Genomic DNA, 15,058 nt, shown 5'->3' with positions numbered 1-15,058 from the left:
CCAGCCATATATGGAATACATACGGGGAGCTTTGCAAATGTCTGAACGCGAGTCGATGGAATATGACGTGGTCGTGGTTGGCGGTGGACCCGCCGGCCTGGCCACCGCTATCCGTCTTAAGCAGCTAGCCGCTGAGAAGAATCAGGAAATCGGCGTCTGCGTACTTGAAAAGGGCGCGGAACTGGGTGCGCACATCCTGTCCGGCGCCGTCATGGACCCGCTGGCGCTGACCGAGCTCATTCCCGACTGGAAGGAAAAAGGCGCGCCGCTGACCGTGCCCGTCACGCAGGACAAGTTCCTGTTCCTGTCCGAGACCGGCGCGCGCGGCACGCCCAACTGGCTGCTGCCGCCCTGTTTCCACAACGAGGGCAACTACATCGTCCGCTTGGGCGACGTCGTCAAATGGATGGGCGAACAGGCTGAAGCCCTGGGCGTGGACATCTTCCCCGGCTTCGCCGCGGTTGAAGTCCTGTACGACGAGAACGGCGCCGTGCGCGGCGTGGCCACCGGCGACATGGGCGTGGCCCGCGACGGCAGCCACACCGACCACTACCAGCCCGGCATGGAACTGCATGCGCGCTATACGGTGTTCGCCGAAGGCGCGCGCGGCCAACTGGGTCGCCAGTTGATCGAGCGCTACAAGCTCGACGACGGCCGCGACCCGCAGTCCTACGGCATCGGCATCAAGGAAATGTGGGAAGTCGATCCGGCCCAGTCCAAGCCCGGCCTCGTCATCCACACCGCCGGCTGGCCGCTGGATTCCGATACCTACGGCGGCTCTTTCCTCTATCACCTGGACAACAACCTGGTGGCGGTGGGCATGATCGTCGGCCTGGATTACGCCAACCCCTGGCTGTCGCCGTTCGACGAATTCCAGCGCTACAAGACCCACCCCGCCATCCGCGGCACGTTCGAAGGCGGCAAGCGCATCGCCTACGGCGCGCGCGCCATCACGGCCGGCGGCCTGCTGTCGCTGCCCAAACTGGCGTTCCCGGGCGGCGTGCTGGTCGGCTGTGAGGCCGGCTTCCTGAATGCTTCGCGCATCAAGGGCAGCCATGCGGCCATCAAGTCGGGCAAGCTGGCCGCCGAAGCCGCCTTCGACGCCCTGGCCGCCGACCGCCGCCAGGACGAACTCTCCGCGTATCCGCGGGCGTTCGAGGCGTCCTGGCTGCATGCCGAACTGAACAAGGCGCGCAACTTCAAGCAGTGGTTCAAGAAGGGCCGCACCATCGCCACGGTGATGACCGGCGTCGAACAACTGCTGTTCAAGGGCAAGATGCCCTGGACCCTGCGCCACAGCAAGCCCGACCACGCCTGCCTGCAGCCGGCGTCGCAATGCGCGCGCATCGACTACCCCAAGCCGGACGGCAAGCTCACCTTCGACAAGCTCAGCTCGGTGTTCATCTCGAACACCAACCACGACGAGAACGAGCCCGTCCACCTGACGCTGAAGGACCCCAACATTCCCGTGCAGGTCAACCTGGCCAAGTACGGCGGGCCGGAGTCGCGCTACTGTCCGGCGGGCGTGTACGAATTCGTCAAGGACGACCACGGCGAGGACCGCCTGCAGATCAACGCGCAGAACTGCGTGCACTGCAAGACCTGCGACATCAAGGACCCCACCCAGAACATCGTCTGGGTGGCCCCGCAAGGCGGCGAAGGCCCCGTCTACAGCGGCATGTAACGGGCAGGCGCCCCGCGGGGCGCCTGGCTGCCCCCGGGGCCGCAGGACATTCCATGACCGAACGCGTACTCCTCATCGGCTGCGGCGACCTGGGCCAGCGCGTCGCCCAGCGCTTCCTCGCGCGCGGCGACGAGGTCCACGCCCTGCGCCGCAATCCGCCCGCGGGCGGCCCGCCAGGCATCCGCTGGCTGCGCGGCGACATCGCGCGCCCGGGCGGGCTTCCCGCGCTGCCCCAGGGAGTGACCCGCCTGATCCATCTGCCCGCGCCCGGCGCGCGCGGCGACGCCGCCTACCGGGGCGTATTCATCGACGGCCTGGCCAACGTGCTGGACGCGCTGGACGCCTCCCGGCTCGAACGCGTCGTGTTCGTCTCGTCCAGCGCCGTCTATGGCGAACACCATGGCGACTGGGTGACCGAAGACACGCCGCCGGCCCCGCTGGGCGCCAACGGCCGCGTGCTGCTGGAGGCCGAGGCCGCGCTGGCGGCCCGGCGCCTGCCGTCCACGGCGCTGCGGCTGGCGGGCCTGTACGGTCCCGGCCGCCTGCAACTGATCGACAGGCTGCGCGGCGGCGGGGCCGGCGCGCCGGTCCAGCCCGAGCATTGGGCCAACCGCATGCACATCGACGACGCCGCCGCGGCCGTGGTCCACCTGGCGCTCCTGCCCGAGGCAGCGCCGGTGTACATCGGCTGCGACGATACGCCCCTGCCCCTGCATGCGCTGTACGCCGAACTGGCCAGGCTCGCGGGCGCGCCCGCGCCCGGCGTGGCGCCCGCCCCCGCCCATGTCGGCAGCAAGAAGCTCAGCAACGCCCGCCTGCGCGCCAGCGGCTTCACGCTGCGATGGCCGGACTCGCGCCTTGGCTATGCGGCGCTGCTGGCGGACCGGGACGGCGCGCCGCAGGCATAGTTCGCCCCGCGCCGAATCGTCGGCCGCAAGCCTGCCGGATACTGGCGTCCTTCGTCACCGCCGGCCGTCGCCATGTTTCCTTCCGATCCTCTCGCAGCCGTCACTCACCCCGACCCCTACCCGTACTACGCCGCGCTGGCTCGCGGCAGGCCGCTGTACCGGGAGCCGGCGCTCGGCCTGTGGATCGCCTGTCATCCGGACGCCATCCGGGCCGTCATGCGCCACCCGGCCGCGCGCGTGCGGCCCGCCGATGCGCCGGTGCCGCCCGCGCTGTGCCCGGGCCCGGCGGGAATGCTGTTCGGCCGCTTCGTGCGCATGAACGACGGCGCCGCGCACGCGCGGGCAAAGGCCTTGCTGGCCGACTTCATCCAGGAACAGGGCGCGCGGCCTTCCCCGCCGGCATGGCCGGAGGCCGGACCGCCGCATGCGGCGGCCGTCGACCGCTATCTGGCCGCCGCTCCCGTGCACGCGCAGGCCGCGTTCCTCGGCCTGCCGCCCGCCCTCCACGCCGATTGCGCGGCCGACATCGGCGCTTTCATATCGGCGCTGCCCGGGACCGCCGGCAGCGCGCAGGCCGCCGCCGCGCACGCCGCGGCCGAACGCTTGCAGTTCCGCCTGGAATCCCACTTGCTGGCGCCGCAGGCGGCGCCAGCCTTGCGCCGGCTGCGCGAAGCCGGCGAACGGGCCGGTCTTGCGCCCGCGCTGCTGGCGGCGAACCTGGCCGGCCTGCTGTTCCAGTCCTGCGAGGCCGGCGCCGGCCTGCTGGGCAATGCGCTCGTCCTGGCCGGGCGCCGCGGCGTCCGTGGCCCCGTCACGGACGCGGACGTCCAGGCACTGGTGGACGAGGTCCTGCGCAAGGATCCGCCCGTGCACAACACCCGGCGCTTCCTGGCTGCCGGCATCGAGACCGGCGGCCAGCGCATCAAGGCCGGCCAGACCGTGCTGCTGGTGCTGGCCGCGGCGGCCATGGCCGAACCCGAGGCGGGCTGGCCGTTCGGCGCGCTGGGCCATGCCTGTCCCGGCGCCGGCCTCGCCCGCCGCCACGCGGCGTCGGCGCTCGCGCACCTGCTGCGCGCGGGCGCCGACGCTCCCGCGCTGGCGGCCCGCTTCCGATACCGGCCGCTGCCCAACGCGCGCGTGCCCCAGTTTGATTTTCCCGAGGACAACACCCCATGATCGCCGTGATATTCGAAGTCGAACCCGCCAACGGCAACCCCCAGCCCTATCTGGACATCGCCGCCGGCCTCATCGAAGAACTGAAAGCCGTGGACGGGTTCATCTCGGTCGAACGCTTCCAGAGCCTGTCCAACCCGGGCAAGCTGCTGTCGCTGTCGTTCTGGCGGGACGAAGAAGCCGTGCGGCGCTGGCGCACGCTGGAATCGCACCGCCGCGCGCAGGAGGCCGGGCGCGGCGGCGTCTTCTCGGGCTACCGCCTGCGCGTCGCGCAGGTGCTGCGCGACTACGGCCTGCAAGAACGCGGCGAAGCCCCTGCCGACAGCCGCGAACGGCACGGCTGAGGCCCGGCCGCCTCAGGCTCCGGCCGCGGCCGCCGCGAGCGCCACCCGGTGCGTGGCGCCGGATTCGAACACCGCCGTCATGGCCGGCGGGCCCATGGCCGTAGAAGGATCGAAATAGTCGGACTCGTCGCGCCCCTGCCCGGCCGGCAGGTCGCGCACCTCAACACGGAAGCCCTCGGCCGGACTGCCCCGCAATTCCGGCACCGCCCGCAGCAGCCGGCGCGTATAGGGATGCGTCGGCCGGTCGAACACTTCGTCGCGCGAGCCCTCTTCGACGATATGGCCGCGCAGCATCACCACCACGCGGTCCGCGATCTGCTCGACCACGCCCAGGTCGTGCGAAATCAGCAGGCAGGCGAAGCCGTGGGACTTCTGCAGCGACATCAGCGTTTCCAGCACCTGCTTCTGCACGGTGACGTCCAGCGCCGACACCGGCTCGTCCGCGATGATAACTTCGGGCCGCAGCACCAGCGCCCGCGCGATGGCGACGCGCTGGCGCTGCCCGCCCGACAGTTCGTGCGCGTAGCGCTCCGCGTAGCCCTCGCCCAGACCCACGTCGCGCAACGCCTCTTCGACGCGCCTGCTCCTGGCCTCGGCCGTCATTCCGGCCTCCAGCCGCAGGCCCTCGCCCACCAGGGCGCCGATGGTCATGCGCGGATCCAGCGACGAATAGGGATCCTGGAACACCATCTGGATGCGGCGGCGCGCCGCCTGCCACGCCTGGCCCGAGCCGCCCGCGGGCAAGGCCCGGCCATCCAGTTCGATGCGCCCCCGCGCCTGCGGCACGAGGCCCAGGATGGACATCATGACCGTGGTCTTGCCGCTGCCCGATTCGCCGACGATGGCCAGCGTTTCCCCCGGCGCTACCGCGAAGGCCGCCCGATGGACCGCCCGCAGGGCGCGCTTGCGGAACCAGCCGTCTCGGACCGTGTAGTCGATCGCCAGCTCGTCCACCCGCAGGATGGGCGGACGGTCCGCGGCCGCCCGGGCGGGCCCGCGCTTGGGCAGCGCGTCCAGCAGGCTGAGCGTATAGGCGTCCCGCGGCCGCGACAGCACCTCGGCCACCGGGCCGGTCTCGACCGCCCGGCCCCGGCACATGACCAGCACGCGCTGCGTGTACGCGGCCACCAGGGCCAGGTTGTGGCTGATGAAAATCAGCGCGGTGCCCTGCTCGCGCGTCAGTTCGCACATCAGGTCCAGCACTTCCTTCTGCACCACGCAGTCCAGCGCCGTGGTCGGCTCGTCCGCGATCAGCAGGCGCGGCTTGAGCAGCATCACGCCCGCCAGCAGGATGCGCTGGCGCATCCCGCCCGAGAATTCGTGCGGATAGCGCTTCATGCAGTCGCGCGCGTCGCGCACGCGCACCCGCTCCAGCATCCGGACCGCGGCCTCCCAGGCGTCGCGGCGCGCCATGCTCCGGCGCAGCACCAGCGCTTCGATCAGTTGTTCGCCCACGCGGAACGCGGGGTTGAGCGACACCATCGGCTCCTGGAACACCATGCCGATGCCCGTGCCGCGCATCGCCAGCCAATCCTGCGGCGCCTGCCGCAACAGATCCTGGCCCTCGAACAGCGCCTGCCCGCCGGCGATGCGCGCGGCATCCGGCAGCAGGCCCAGCAGCGTCTTGCCGATCAGCGTCTTGCCGCTGCCGGATTCCCCGACGATGGACAGCGACTCGCCGGCATGGAGGTCGAACGACACCCGGTTCACCACCGGCGCCGCATCGCGCCTGCCGGGAAAACGGATTTCCAGGTCGCGCACGGACAGCAGGGGCACGCTCATGCCGTCACCCCCCGCATGCGCGGATCCAGCAGGTCGCGCACGGCGTCGCCCAGCAGATTGATGCCCAGCAGGCTCAGCGAAATCATGGCGCCGGGGAACACGGCCAGCCAGATGGCCTGGTCCATGGCGTTGCGGCTTTCGGACAGCATGCCGCCCCAGGTGGCCAGCGGCGGCGGCACGCCCAGGCCCAGGAAGCTCAGCGCGCTCTCGGCCAGCAAGGCCGAGCCGAAGATGGAGGTCGCGAAGATGAGCAGCGGCGGCAGGCAGTTGGGCAGCACGTGGCGGAACACCGTCCACAGGCCGCCATGCCCGGTGGCGCGCGAAGCGACGACGAAATCGCGCTGGCGCAGCGACAGCGCGGCGCCGCGCGCGATGCGCGACACCGATGGCGAATACGCCAGGCCCAGCGCCAGCACCACGCCCCATTTTGACGGACCCAGCACCGTCATGATGCCCAGCGCGAGCAGCAGGCCCGGGAACGCCATCAGCGATTCCACCAGCACCGTGATGCCGCGGTCGACCCAGCCGCCCGCGTAGCCCGCCGCGACGCCGACGGTGGTGCCCAGCACCAGCGCCAGCAGCACGGAGAACACACTGACCGCCACGCTGACCCCGGCCCCCGCCATCAGCCGCGACAGCACGTCGCGGCCGAACTCGTCGGTGCCCAGCCAGTACTCCGCCGACGGCGGCGAAAAGCGCGCCAGCAGGTCGCCTTCCAGCGGGTCGTGCGGTGTGTAGACCAGCCCGACCAAGGCCGGCAGCACCACGCCGCCGACCAGCGCGCCGCCCAGGACGGCATTGGTATGTTTCAAGCCCATGATGATCCTATTGAAGCTTCACGCGCGGATCGAACAGCGGATACAGCAGATCCACCGCCAGATTGACCGCCACGTACAGGAGCGCGATGAACAGCAGGCAGCCCTGCACCACCGGATAGTCCCGCGCATAAATGCTCTCGACCAGCAGGCGGCCGATGCCCGGCAGCGTGAACACGGTCTCGATCACCGCGGCGCCCGACAGCAGATGGCCCAGCATCAGGCCGATCACCGTCAGCGTGGGGCCGAACGAGTTGGGCAGCACGTGGCGCAGCATCACCCGCTTTTCGGGCAGGCCCTTGGCGCGCGCGTGCGCCACGTATTCGAGCCGCAGGGTCTCGATGGTGCTGGCCCGCATCATCCGGGTGATGGCGGCGATCTCGGTCAGCACGATGGCGCACACCGGCAGCACCAGGTAACGCGCCGCGCCCAGGCCGCCCTGGGCGATGGATTCGAAGCCGTACACTGGCAGCCAGTTCAGCTTTACGCCGAACAGCCAGATCAGAAGGATGCCCACCCAGAAGCTCGGCATCGACACGAACAGGATCGAGGTCGACACGATGGCGGTGTCCGCGCGGCGGTTCTGGCGCCAGGCGGCGACCATGCCGGCGGGCACCGCCACCAGGCAGGCCAGCAGCGTGGCGGTCAGCACCACCTGGGCCGTCACGGCGAAGTGCGTCAGCACCAGGTGCATCACCGGCTCGCGCCGCGCGATCGACATGCCCAGATCGCCCCGCAGAGCGTTCCCGACCCAGATCAGGAACTGCTCGCCGACGGGGCGGTCCAGCCCCAGCGCGTGGCGCATTTCCGCCAGCAGCGCCGGATTGTCGATATCGCCCAGCATCAGCGAGGCCGGATCCCCGGGGATGGCGCGGATCAGCGCGAACACCAGCACCGTGACCACGATCACGGTGGGCACCGACGCCGCGATGCGCTTGAGTAGATAGCCCAGCACGGCGCCTCAGTTCTTGGTGACGTTGAAGAAGCGCGGCTTGCGCAGCGGCCAGCCCGTGAAACCTTGCAGCTTGCTGGACACCGCCACGTAGCCGGGCTTGTTGTAGTACATCAGCAGCGGAGTGTCGCGCAGCATCAGCGCATGCAGCTTGTCGAACGCCTGCTTGCGCACCGCCGGATCGGACTCGGCCTCGATCCCTTCCAGGATGGCCGCGGCCTCCGGGCTTTCCCATTGCGCCATGGGCGTTTTGGACTTGTCGCCGATCACGTCGCGGAACATCAGCGCGGGTTCGGTGCGCGCCGAATAGGCGAAGGCCATGAGCTGGAACTTGCCTTCGCGGAAGTTGGTCACCTGGGTGCCCCATTCCAGCATGTCCAGCTCGGCCTTGATGCCGGCCTTGCCCAGTAGCTGCTGCGTCACCACCGCGACCCGGTACAGGTAGGGATAGCGTTTGTTCGCCTGCAGCTTCAGGGGTTCGCCGCGGTAGCCGGCGGCCTCGAGCAGGCGCTTGGCCTCTTGCAGGTTCTTCTCGTAGCCGGCCCGGTCCGCCTCGGAGTAGTAGGCGCTGGCCGCCGGCACCAGCGACGGGTTGTAGGCGGCCTGGCCGTTGTTCAGCGCGCGGGCGATGCCCGGGAAGTCCAGCGCCAGCGCGATGGCGCGGCGCATGTTCACGTCGGACAGCAAGGGCGCGCGCGTCTGCATCAACAGGTTGACGGTGTCCAGCCCCTGCTCGGTCACGATGTTCCAGCGCGGGTCCTTGGCCGGCAGATTGTCTTCGTCGGCGTTGTAGGCGTCGACCTGCCCGGCCATCAGGGCCGCCTTCTGCGCGGCGGCGTCCGGGATCACGACGAAGCGCACGCTGGCCTGCGCGGCCTTCCTGCCGGCCATGCCGCTGGGCGCCTCGCCGCGGGGCTTGTAGCCCGCGTACGGCGTCAGCAGCACGTACTGTTCTTTTTTCCATTCGGCCAGGACATAGGGCCCCGTGCCGATGGGCTTGACCCACTTGCCCTCGGCGTCCACGCTTTTCGGGCTCAGCACCGGCATCGGGCATTGCACGCTGGCCATCTGGTCCAGGAACAGCGCGTAGGGCTGCTCCAGCCGGAACACCACCGTGGCCGGATCGGGCGTTTCCACCGCCACGACCTTGGCGCCCTTGCTGCCGTCGTAGAGGTTCTTGCACGAATACTCGGACTGGGCGCCGTTGAGGTAGTCGTAGCTCCATTTGACGTCGGCGGAGGTCATGGGCGAGCCGTCGTGGAACGTCACGCCCTGGCGCAGCTTGAACGTGTAGGCCCGCTTGTCGTCCGACAGCGTCCAGGCGTCCGCCAGCATGGGCGCCACGCTCATGTCGGCGCGCAGCGCCACCAGGGACTCCACCACGTGCGCCAGCACATTGTCGGTGGAGGTGTTGCGCGAACGTCCGCCGGGCAGCGTGGTCGGCGTGCCGGAGCCTTCGGCGTAGCGGATTTCGGGAAGGGCGGCCTGCGCCCGGACCGCGGCCGGCATGCCGGCCATGGCGCCCGCCAGCGCGGCGGAAAACAGCAGCGCGCTCTTGACGCGCGAACCATGCGAATTCATAGGGTCACTCCAGGCGCGGCGTTCGCCGCGGACAGGTCCAGGGCCGGCTCAGAAGAGCCGGTACTCCGCGTAGTTGCGTCCTTCGTACGGTTTGCGGGCGATCCACATCACGCCGCTTTCCGGCTCCATCAGCGTGGTGGCCACCGTGGCCGAAATGCTGTCGAAGCTGGCGGGCTTGGGCGAACGCAGCACGCCGTCCGGCGCGGCGAAGTCGTCGGCCAGGATGCGCTTGACCGCGGCCCAGTCGATCCCGCCGGCGGCGCGCGCCAGCCCGTCCTGCACGCGGCGCTGGCGATAGATCGAGTCCGGATTGGCGGCCAGCCCCTTGTCGAACAGCTTGGCGCGCGCGGGCGCGCTGATCCAGTGGTTGGCATGCACCAGCAGGCCGTTTTCCGGCGTGATCCAGAAGATTTCGTCGGGCGAACATTCCAGGTCGACGGCCTCGCCTTGCGCCTGCGCCAGCATCAGGTTGTTGGAGCAGAAGCGCCGCGACGCCCACAGCACCTTCATGGCGTTGCAGAGGTTGGAGGCTTCCAGCATCTTGCGCCGCACCAGCACCAGCGGCACTTCGGCGGGGCGCTGATAGTCGTGCTCGCAGGACAGGAAGTTGCCGGACAGCGAAACGCCCGCGCTGTTGAACCCGTGGCGCGCCAGGCTGCCCGCCTCCGTGAACATCAGCAGATCGGGCCCGTCCTCGCGGCGCATGCGCAGCACGATGCCGGTGTCCGCGCATTCCTCGCGCCAGTCCCAGTTGTGCGCATGCATGAGCTTGCCGCCGGCCGCGGCCTCCGACAGCACGACCAGGCCGGTGCAGCCGTCGTCCAGCCCCTTGCGGGCGCGGGCCAGTTCGGCATGGCCGAACATCATCTCGGTGCGGCAGTTGATGACCACCACGTCTTCCAGCGCCTGGCCCGAACCGTCCGCGATCCCGCGCAGTTCTTCCAGGTAGGCGGCGTCGTAATCGCCCACCACGGGCACCATGGCGGCGGCCAGCGCCTTCAGGCGGTCCGCGCCCACGCCGCGCCGCTCGAGCTGGCCGCGATAGAGGGCCACGCTGCGCGCCACGCGCTCCGGCACGGCGGCGCCATGCTGGCGCCCCCGCTCATAAGGACTGCCCTGTACGTCGACCAGGGGAAAGGGGGTAGGCAAAGTCACGGCGCAAGGCTCCGGTGCGAGTTCATTCAGACCGACAAATTTTGTACTAATATAGAAAAAAGTTCAATACAAGGGTTTCTACGGACACCACTGGCCAGCCGCCCTCGCCACAACGCTCTCCGGTACCATTCCCAATCCGCCGCTCCTAGCGCCCGCCCCCGTCCATGCCCAACGCCGCACCCGCCCGCCCCACTCCGCTGCAAGTCGACCTGGCACGCCACATGGCGGAAGACATCGTGGCCCGGCGCTATGCGCCGGGCGACCATTTGTCCGAGGAAGCGCTGGCGGCGGCCTACGAGGTGTCGCGCACGCCCGTGCGCGGCGCGCTCAGGCTGCTGGCCGCGCAAGGCCTGATCACGCACCGCCCCAACAGCGGCTACACCGTGGCCGATAATGCCGCCGCGGGCGCTCCCGCCATCGCGGGCGCGGGCCCCACGCAGGACGAGCTGTACCGGCGGCTGATCGACGACCGCGCCTCGCGCGCGCTGCCTGAAACCTTCACCGAACGCGACCTGCAGCAGCGCTATCCGGCGCCGCGCAGCGTGCTGGCCAAGACGCTGCTGCAACTCTCGGCGGACGGCCTGATCGAAAAGCGCAAAGGCCACGGCTGGCAGTTCGCGCCGTCGCTGGAGAACCGCGACGCCCTCAACGAGAGCTACCGTTTCCGGATGACGGTCGAATGCGCGGGCCTGCTGGAACCCACGTTCCGGCTGGACAGGGAGGCCCTGGCGCGCATGCGCGCCGCGCATGAAGCCCTGGCCGCACGCAGCGACGCCGACATCTCGGCCACCGAGTTCTTCAACCTCAACGCCTCGTTCCACGAGATGCTGGCCCGCTTCTCGGGCAACCGCTACATCCTGCAGGCCGTGCAGCAGCAGAACCAGCTACGCCGGCTGGAAGAGCATGCCGCGTTCTACCGCGACGCGCGCTACGCCAATTCCGGCAGCGAACACCTGCAGATCATCGAGGCCCTGGAGGTCGGCGACCAGGAATGGGCTTCCCAGCTCATGCGCCGCCACCTGAAGACCTCGCTGCAAGTGTCGTAAGACCCACCCGCTGCCGCTTACGCGCCCCTTCAAGGGGCCCCCGCTTTGCCGAAGGACGCCGTTCTTCCCGGCAAGCGCAGCCTTGCGTCTGACACTAGCCCTGTGCCCAACACCAGCCCTGTGTCTGACACCCCTACGCCCCGCCCGGCATGCTGAAGCGCACGCCCCCGGGTGTCTGACACCCCCAAAGACACTAACCCCGCCACCCCAGGTCCATCCCATATTGTATTTTTAATTATATTAATACAAAATAGAAAACCCGAACCACCCCGAAGCAGGCTCCCCATGTCCTCGTCAGCGTCCCACCCCACTCCCGCCCTCAACGCCGAAGCCTATTGGATGCCCTTTACCGCGAACCGGCGGTACAAGCGCGCGCCCGTGCTGTTCACCGCCGCGGAAGGCATGCACTACATCCGCCCGGACGGCCGCCGCGTGCTGGACGGCATCGCGGGCCTGTGGTGCGTGAACGCGGGGCATCGCCGCCCCGAAATCGTCGACGCCATCGCCCGCACCGCCCATGAACTGGACTATGCGCCGTCGTTCCAGATGAGCCATCCGCTGGCCTTCGAGCTGGCCGAGGCCCTGCGCCAGGAAGCGCCCCCGGGATTCTCCAACGTGTTCTTCTCGAACTCCGGCTCCGAAGCCGTGGACACGGCGCTGAAGATCGCGCTGGGCTACCACCGCGCGCGCGGGCAGGGCCAGCGCGTGCGCCTGATCGGACGCGAGCGCTCCTACCACGGCGTGGGGTTCGGCGGCCTGTCGGTGTCGGGCATCGCCGGTCACCGCAAGCCCTTCGGAAATCTCCTGCCCTACGTGGACCACCTGCCGCACACGTACGACCGCAGCCAGATGGCCTACACGCGGGGACAGCCGGATTGGGGCGCCCACCTGGCCGATACGCTGGAACGCATCGTCGCGCTGCATGACGCGTCCACCATCGCGGCCGTCATCGTGGAACCGGTGGCGGGCTCCACCGGCGTGCTGGTGCCGCCCAAGGGCTATTTGCAGAAACTGCGCCAGATCTGCGACGCCCACGGCATCCTGTTGATTTTCGATGAAGTCATCTGCGCCTTCGGCCGCATCGACGGCGCCTTCGCCTCGCCGCATTTTGGCGTCACGCCGGACATCATCACCAGCGCCAAGGGGTTGACCAACGGCGCGATTCCGATGGGCGCCACGCTGGTGCAGCGGCATGTCCACGATGCCTTCATGCAGGGCCCGGACAGCGCCATCGAGCTATCGCACGGCTATACCTATTCCGGCCATCCGGTGGCATGCGCCGCCGGCCTGGCCACGCTGGACATCTGCCGCCGCGAAGGCCTGTTCCAGCGCAGCCGCGAACTCTGGCGCTATTGGGAAGACGCCGCGCACAGCCTGAAGGGCCTGCCGCACGTGGTGGACATCCGCAACATCGGGCTGCTGGCGGCCATCGAACTGGCGCCGCTGGACGGCAAGCCCGGCCAGCGCGCCTATGCCGCGCACCAGGCCTGCCTGGAACGCGGCTGCCTGATCCGTTCGGCGGGCGACACGATGCTGCTGTCGCCCCCACTCATCATCGAGCGCGCCCAGATCGACGAATTGTTTTCGGTCCTGTCGGACGTGCTGCGCGCGGCCGCCTAGTCAGGCGAGGTGCCGCGCCACCGCCTGGACCACCCGCCGCACGTCGCCGGCGGACACGTCCAGGTGGGTGACCAGGCGCGTCGGGCCGCCGTAGACGGCCCGCATCAGGATGCCGTCGCCCGCCAGCGCGGCGGTCAGCGCTTCGCAGCGCGAAGGCTCGAATTCCGCGAACACCATGTTGGTGTCCTGGCTCAGCACCTTGACGCCGGCGATGCCGCGCAGCCCGTCGGCCAGCAGGCGGGCGTTCTCGTGGTCCTCGGCCAGGCGCTCGACGTTGTGCTCCAGCGCATACAGGCAGGCGGCGGCCAGCACGCCGGCCTGCCGCAGGCCGCCGCCCAGCATCTTGCGCCAGCGCCGGGCGCGGGCGATCAGCTCGGCGCTGCCGACCAGCACCGAGCCCACCGGCGCGCCCAGCCCCTTGGAAAAACAGATCGACACCGAATCGAAGGGCTCGCACAGATCCGCCACCGGCTTGCCGCTGGCCACGGCCGCATTGCAGACGCGCGCGCCGTCCAGGTGCGTCGCCAGGCCGTGCTGGCGGGCCCACGCGGTGGCGGCCTGCACATAGGACGCCGGGATCAGCTTGCCGTGGAAGGTGTTCTCCAGGGCCAGCAGGCGGGTGCGGGCGAAGTGCGGATCGCCCGTGGGCTTGAGCGCCGCGGCCAGCTTCTCCAGCGGCAGCGAGCCGTCTTCCGCGTGCTCGACCGGCTGCGGCTGGATGCTGCCCAGCACCGCCGCCCCGCCCCCTTCGTACTTGTAGGTGTGCGCCTGCTGTCCCACCAGGTACTCGTCGCCCCGGTCGCAGTGCGCCATCAGCGCCCCCAGATTGCTTTGCGTGCCGGAGGGAAAGAACAGGCCGGCCGCCTTCCCGGCGCGCTCGGCGACCGCTTCCTGCAGGCGGATCACGGTGGGGTCGTCGCCCATCACGTCATCGCCCAGGGGCGCGGCGACCATCGCCTGGAGCATGGCGGCGGAGGGCTGGGTAACGGTGTCGCTGCGCAGATCGATCATGGAAAATCCTTGGAGAGGAAATGGAATTCAGGGAAGCCGCTCAGCCGGCGCGCGGCGCGGGCGCGGCCCGGCTCACCACCCAGATGCCGGCCAGGATCAGCACCATGCCGCCCAGTTCGGCCGGCGTGGGCCGCTCGGACAACAGCGCCCAGGCGAACAGCATGGCCACGACCGGCACGCCCAGGCTCGACAGGCCGGCGATGGACGCGGGCACGCGGCGCACGACCTGCAGCCACAGCAGCCAGCCCGCCGCCGTCGCGATCAGCACGATGTAGACCATGCCGGTCCAGAGCTGCCAGCCCCATTGCGCGGACATCTGCGGCACCAGGAAGGCCAGCGGCGCCATCGCCAGGCCGCCAAGCAGCATCTGCCAGGCGGTGAAGGTCATCACGTCCGGCGCATGGCGCTCGAACATGCGCTTGGACAGCACCGTGCCCACGCCCCAGCTCAAGCCGCTGCCCAGCCCCAGCGCCACCGGGCGGATGTCGCCCAGGCCGTTCCAGGGCTCCACGAAGCAGACCAGCCCGACGGCCGCCAGGCCGATGCCCAGCCCATGCCTCGCGGTAGGCCGTTCGCGCAGCAGCCCCCACGCGAACAGGATCACCCAGAACGGCATGGTGTAGGCCATGAGCGAGACCTTGCCCACCCCGCCCGTCACCAGCGCCGTCTGCACGAAGCCCTGGAAGCCGGCCGTCTGCGTCAGGCCGATCAGCAGGGTCAGCTTCCACGGCGGCATGGCCAGCGGGCGGCGGGTCGCGATCGCCAGCGCGAACAGCACCAGGCTGCCCGCCACGTAGCGCAGCGCCACGAAATCGAACGGGCCGATGTAGGACACGACCAGTTTCATCGCGATCCAGCTACCCGCCCAGACCAGGATGGTGCTGAACATCAGGGCTAGCCCCGCCCGATCGAAACTGCTGCGGCTCACGTCTATGGCTCCGTGGAGGTGCGGAAATGGAAAAAGAAAAAGCGCCCGGCGCCGGCGGA

At 69.7% G+C, this 15,058-nt stretch carries 13 protein-coding genes; 6 read left to right on the top strand and 7 right to left on the bottom strand.

Annotated elements, in window-relative coordinates; all coding sequences use genetic code 11:
* Positions 1 to 37: 37 nt before the first annotated feature.
* From AVE30378_RS16495 to AVE30378_RS16480, 4 genes are all read left to right on the top strand, one after another.
* Complete coding sequence (locus AVE30378_RS16495) at positions 38 to 1,684, top strand: electron transfer flavoprotein-ubiquinone oxidoreductase (RefSeq protein WP_165360207.1); 1,647 nt, start codon at positions 38 to 40, stop codon at positions 1,682 to 1,684.
* A 53-nt stretch (positions 1,685 to 1,737) separates the two neighbouring features.
* Positions 1,738 to 2,592 carry an NAD-dependent epimerase/dehydratase family protein gene (locus tag AVE30378_RS16490; RefSeq protein WP_129241948.1) on the top strand — a complete coding sequence of 285 codons (855 nt, stop codon included), beginning with the start codon at positions 1,738 to 1,740 and terminating at the stop codon, positions 2,590 to 2,592.
* Between the two features lie 72 nt (positions 2,593 to 2,664).
* On the top strand, positions 2,665 to 3,768 hold the full coding sequence (locus AVE30378_RS16485; protein ID WP_129241947.1) for a cytochrome P450 family protein: 1,104 nt from the start codon (positions 2,665 to 2,667) through the stop codon (positions 3,766 to 3,768).
* Positions 3,765 to 4,109 carry an antibiotic biosynthesis monooxygenase family protein gene (locus AVE30378_RS16480; RefSeq protein ID WP_129241946.1) on the top strand — a complete coding sequence of 115 codons (345 nt, stop codon included), beginning with the start codon at positions 3,765 to 3,767 and terminating at the stop codon, positions 4,107 to 4,109. Before AVE30378_RS16485 ends, AVE30378_RS16480 begins: the two co-directional genes overlap by 4 nt.
* Before the next feature lie 12 nt (positions 4,110 to 4,121).
* On the opposite strand, the gene AVE30378_RS16475 is transcribed toward AVE30378_RS16480, so the two are convergent.
* Genes AVE30378_RS16475 through AVE30378_RS16455 form a run of 5 tightly spaced genes read right to left on the bottom strand, consistent with a single transcriptional unit; the run spans position 4,122 to position 10,394 of the window.
* Positions 4,122 to 5,891 (bottom strand): dipeptide ABC transporter ATP-binding protein, encoded by a 1,770-nt coding sequence (locus AVE30378_RS16475; protein WP_129241945.1) that lies wholly within the window; start codon positions 5,889 to 5,891, stop codon positions 4,122 to 4,124.
* Positions 5,888 to 6,709 (bottom strand): ABC transporter permease, encoded by an 822-nt coding sequence (locus AVE30378_RS16470; protein WP_129241944.1) that lies wholly within the window; start codon positions 6,707 to 6,709, stop codon positions 5,888 to 5,890. Before AVE30378_RS16470 ends, AVE30378_RS16475 begins: the two co-directional genes overlap by 4 nt.
* A gap of 7 nt (positions 6,710 to 6,716) precedes the next feature.
* Entirely contained in the window at positions 6,717 to 7,661 is a 945-nt protein-coding gene (locus tag AVE30378_RS16465; protein ID WP_129241943.1) for an ABC transporter permease, read from the bottom strand.
* Positions 7,662 to 7,667: 6 nt separating this feature from the next.
* Positions 7,668 to 9,239: an ABC transporter substrate-binding protein gene (locus AVE30378_RS16460; protein WP_129241942.1), complete on the bottom strand. Its 1,572-nt coding sequence runs from the start codon at positions 9,237 to 9,239 to the stop codon at positions 7,668 to 7,670.
* A 48-nt stretch (positions 9,240 to 9,287) separates the two neighbouring features.
* Positions 9,288 to 10,394, bottom strand: a complete 1,107-nt coding sequence (locus AVE30378_RS16455; RefSeq protein ID WP_129241941.1) for a C45 family autoproteolytic acyltransferase/hydrolase — start codon at positions 10,392 to 10,394, stop codon at positions 9,288 to 9,290.
* A 164-nt stretch (positions 10,395 to 10,558) separates the two neighbouring features.
* Here AVE30378_RS16455 and AVE30378_RS16450 point away from each other — a divergent pair, with 164 nt between their 5' ends.
* On the top strand, positions 10,559 to 11,440 hold the full coding sequence (locus AVE30378_RS16450) for a GntR family transcriptional regulator (RefSeq protein ID WP_129241940.1): 882 nt from the start codon (positions 10,559 to 10,561) through the stop codon (positions 11,438 to 11,440).
* Positions 11,441 to 11,725: 285 nt separating this feature from the next.
* Entirely contained in the window at positions 11,726 to 13,060 is a 1,335-nt protein-coding gene (gene aptA / locus AVE30378_RS16445; RefSeq protein ID WP_129241939.1) for an omega-aminotransferase AptA, read from the top strand.
* On the opposite strand, the gene ltaE is transcribed toward aptA, so the two are convergent.
* Positions 13,061 to 14,071, bottom strand: a complete 1,011-nt coding sequence (gene ltaE, locus AVE30378_RS16440; protein ID WP_129241938.1) for a low-specificity L-threonine aldolase — start codon at positions 14,069 to 14,071, stop codon at positions 13,061 to 13,063.
* Positions 14,072 to 14,111: 40 nt separating this feature from the next.
* Positions 14,112 to 14,999 carry a DMT family transporter gene (locus tag AVE30378_RS16435; RefSeq protein WP_129241937.1) on the bottom strand — a complete coding sequence of 296 codons (888 nt, stop codon included), beginning with the start codon at positions 14,997 to 14,999 and terminating at the stop codon, positions 14,112 to 14,114.
* Positions 15,000 to 15,058: the final 59 nt, after the last annotated feature.

Origin of the sequence: Achromobacter veterisilvae, from assembly GCF_900496975.1 — a bacterium.
GTDB classification, from domain to species: Bacteria; Pseudomonadota; Gammaproteobacteria; order Burkholderiales; family Burkholderiaceae_B; genus Achromobacter; species Achromobacter veterisilvae.
The sequence above is the reverse complement of the archived record's forward strand: the minus strand, read 5'-3'. Positions and strand labels throughout refer to the sequence as shown.

Bases quoted from the DNA above. Each gene is read 5' to 3' on its own strand.
- AVE30378_RS16495 (WP_165360207.1), top strand. From the start codon at position 38: ATGTCTGAACGCGAGTCGATGGAATATGACGTGGTCGTGGTTGGCGGT.
- AVE30378_RS16490 (WP_129241948.1), top strand. From the start codon at position 1,738: ATGACCGAACGCGTACTCCTCATCGGCTGCGGCGACCTGGGCCAGCGC.
- AVE30378_RS16485 (WP_129241947.1), top strand. From the start codon at position 2,665: ATGTTTCCTTCCGATCCTCTCGCAGCCGTCACTCACCCCGACCCCTAC.
- AVE30378_RS16480 (WP_129241946.1), top strand. From the start codon at position 3,765: ATGATCGCCGTGATATTCGAAGTCGAACCCGCCAACGGCAACCCCCAG.
- AVE30378_RS16475 (WP_129241945.1), bottom strand. From the start codon at position 5,891: ATGAGCGTGCCCCTGCTGTCCGTGCGCGACCTGGAAATCCGTTTTCCC.
- AVE30378_RS16470 (WP_129241944.1), bottom strand. From the start codon at position 6,709: ATGGGCTTGAAACATACCAATGCCGTCCTGGGCGGCGCGCTGGTCGGC.
- AVE30378_RS16460 (WP_129241942.1), bottom strand. From the start codon at position 9,239: ATGAATTCGCATGGTTCGCGCGTCAAGAGCGCGCTGCTGTTTTCCGCC.
- AVE30378_RS16450 (WP_129241940.1), top strand. From the start codon at position 10,559: ATGCCCAACGCCGCACCCGCCCGCCCCACTCCGCTGCAAGTCGACCTG.
- aptA (WP_129241939.1), top strand. From the start codon at position 11,726: ATGTCCTCGTCAGCGTCCCACCCCACTCCCGCCCTCAACGCCGAAGCC.
- ltaE (WP_129241938.1), bottom strand. From the start codon at position 14,071: ATGATCGATCTGCGCAGCGACACCGTTACCCAGCCCTCCGCCGCCATG.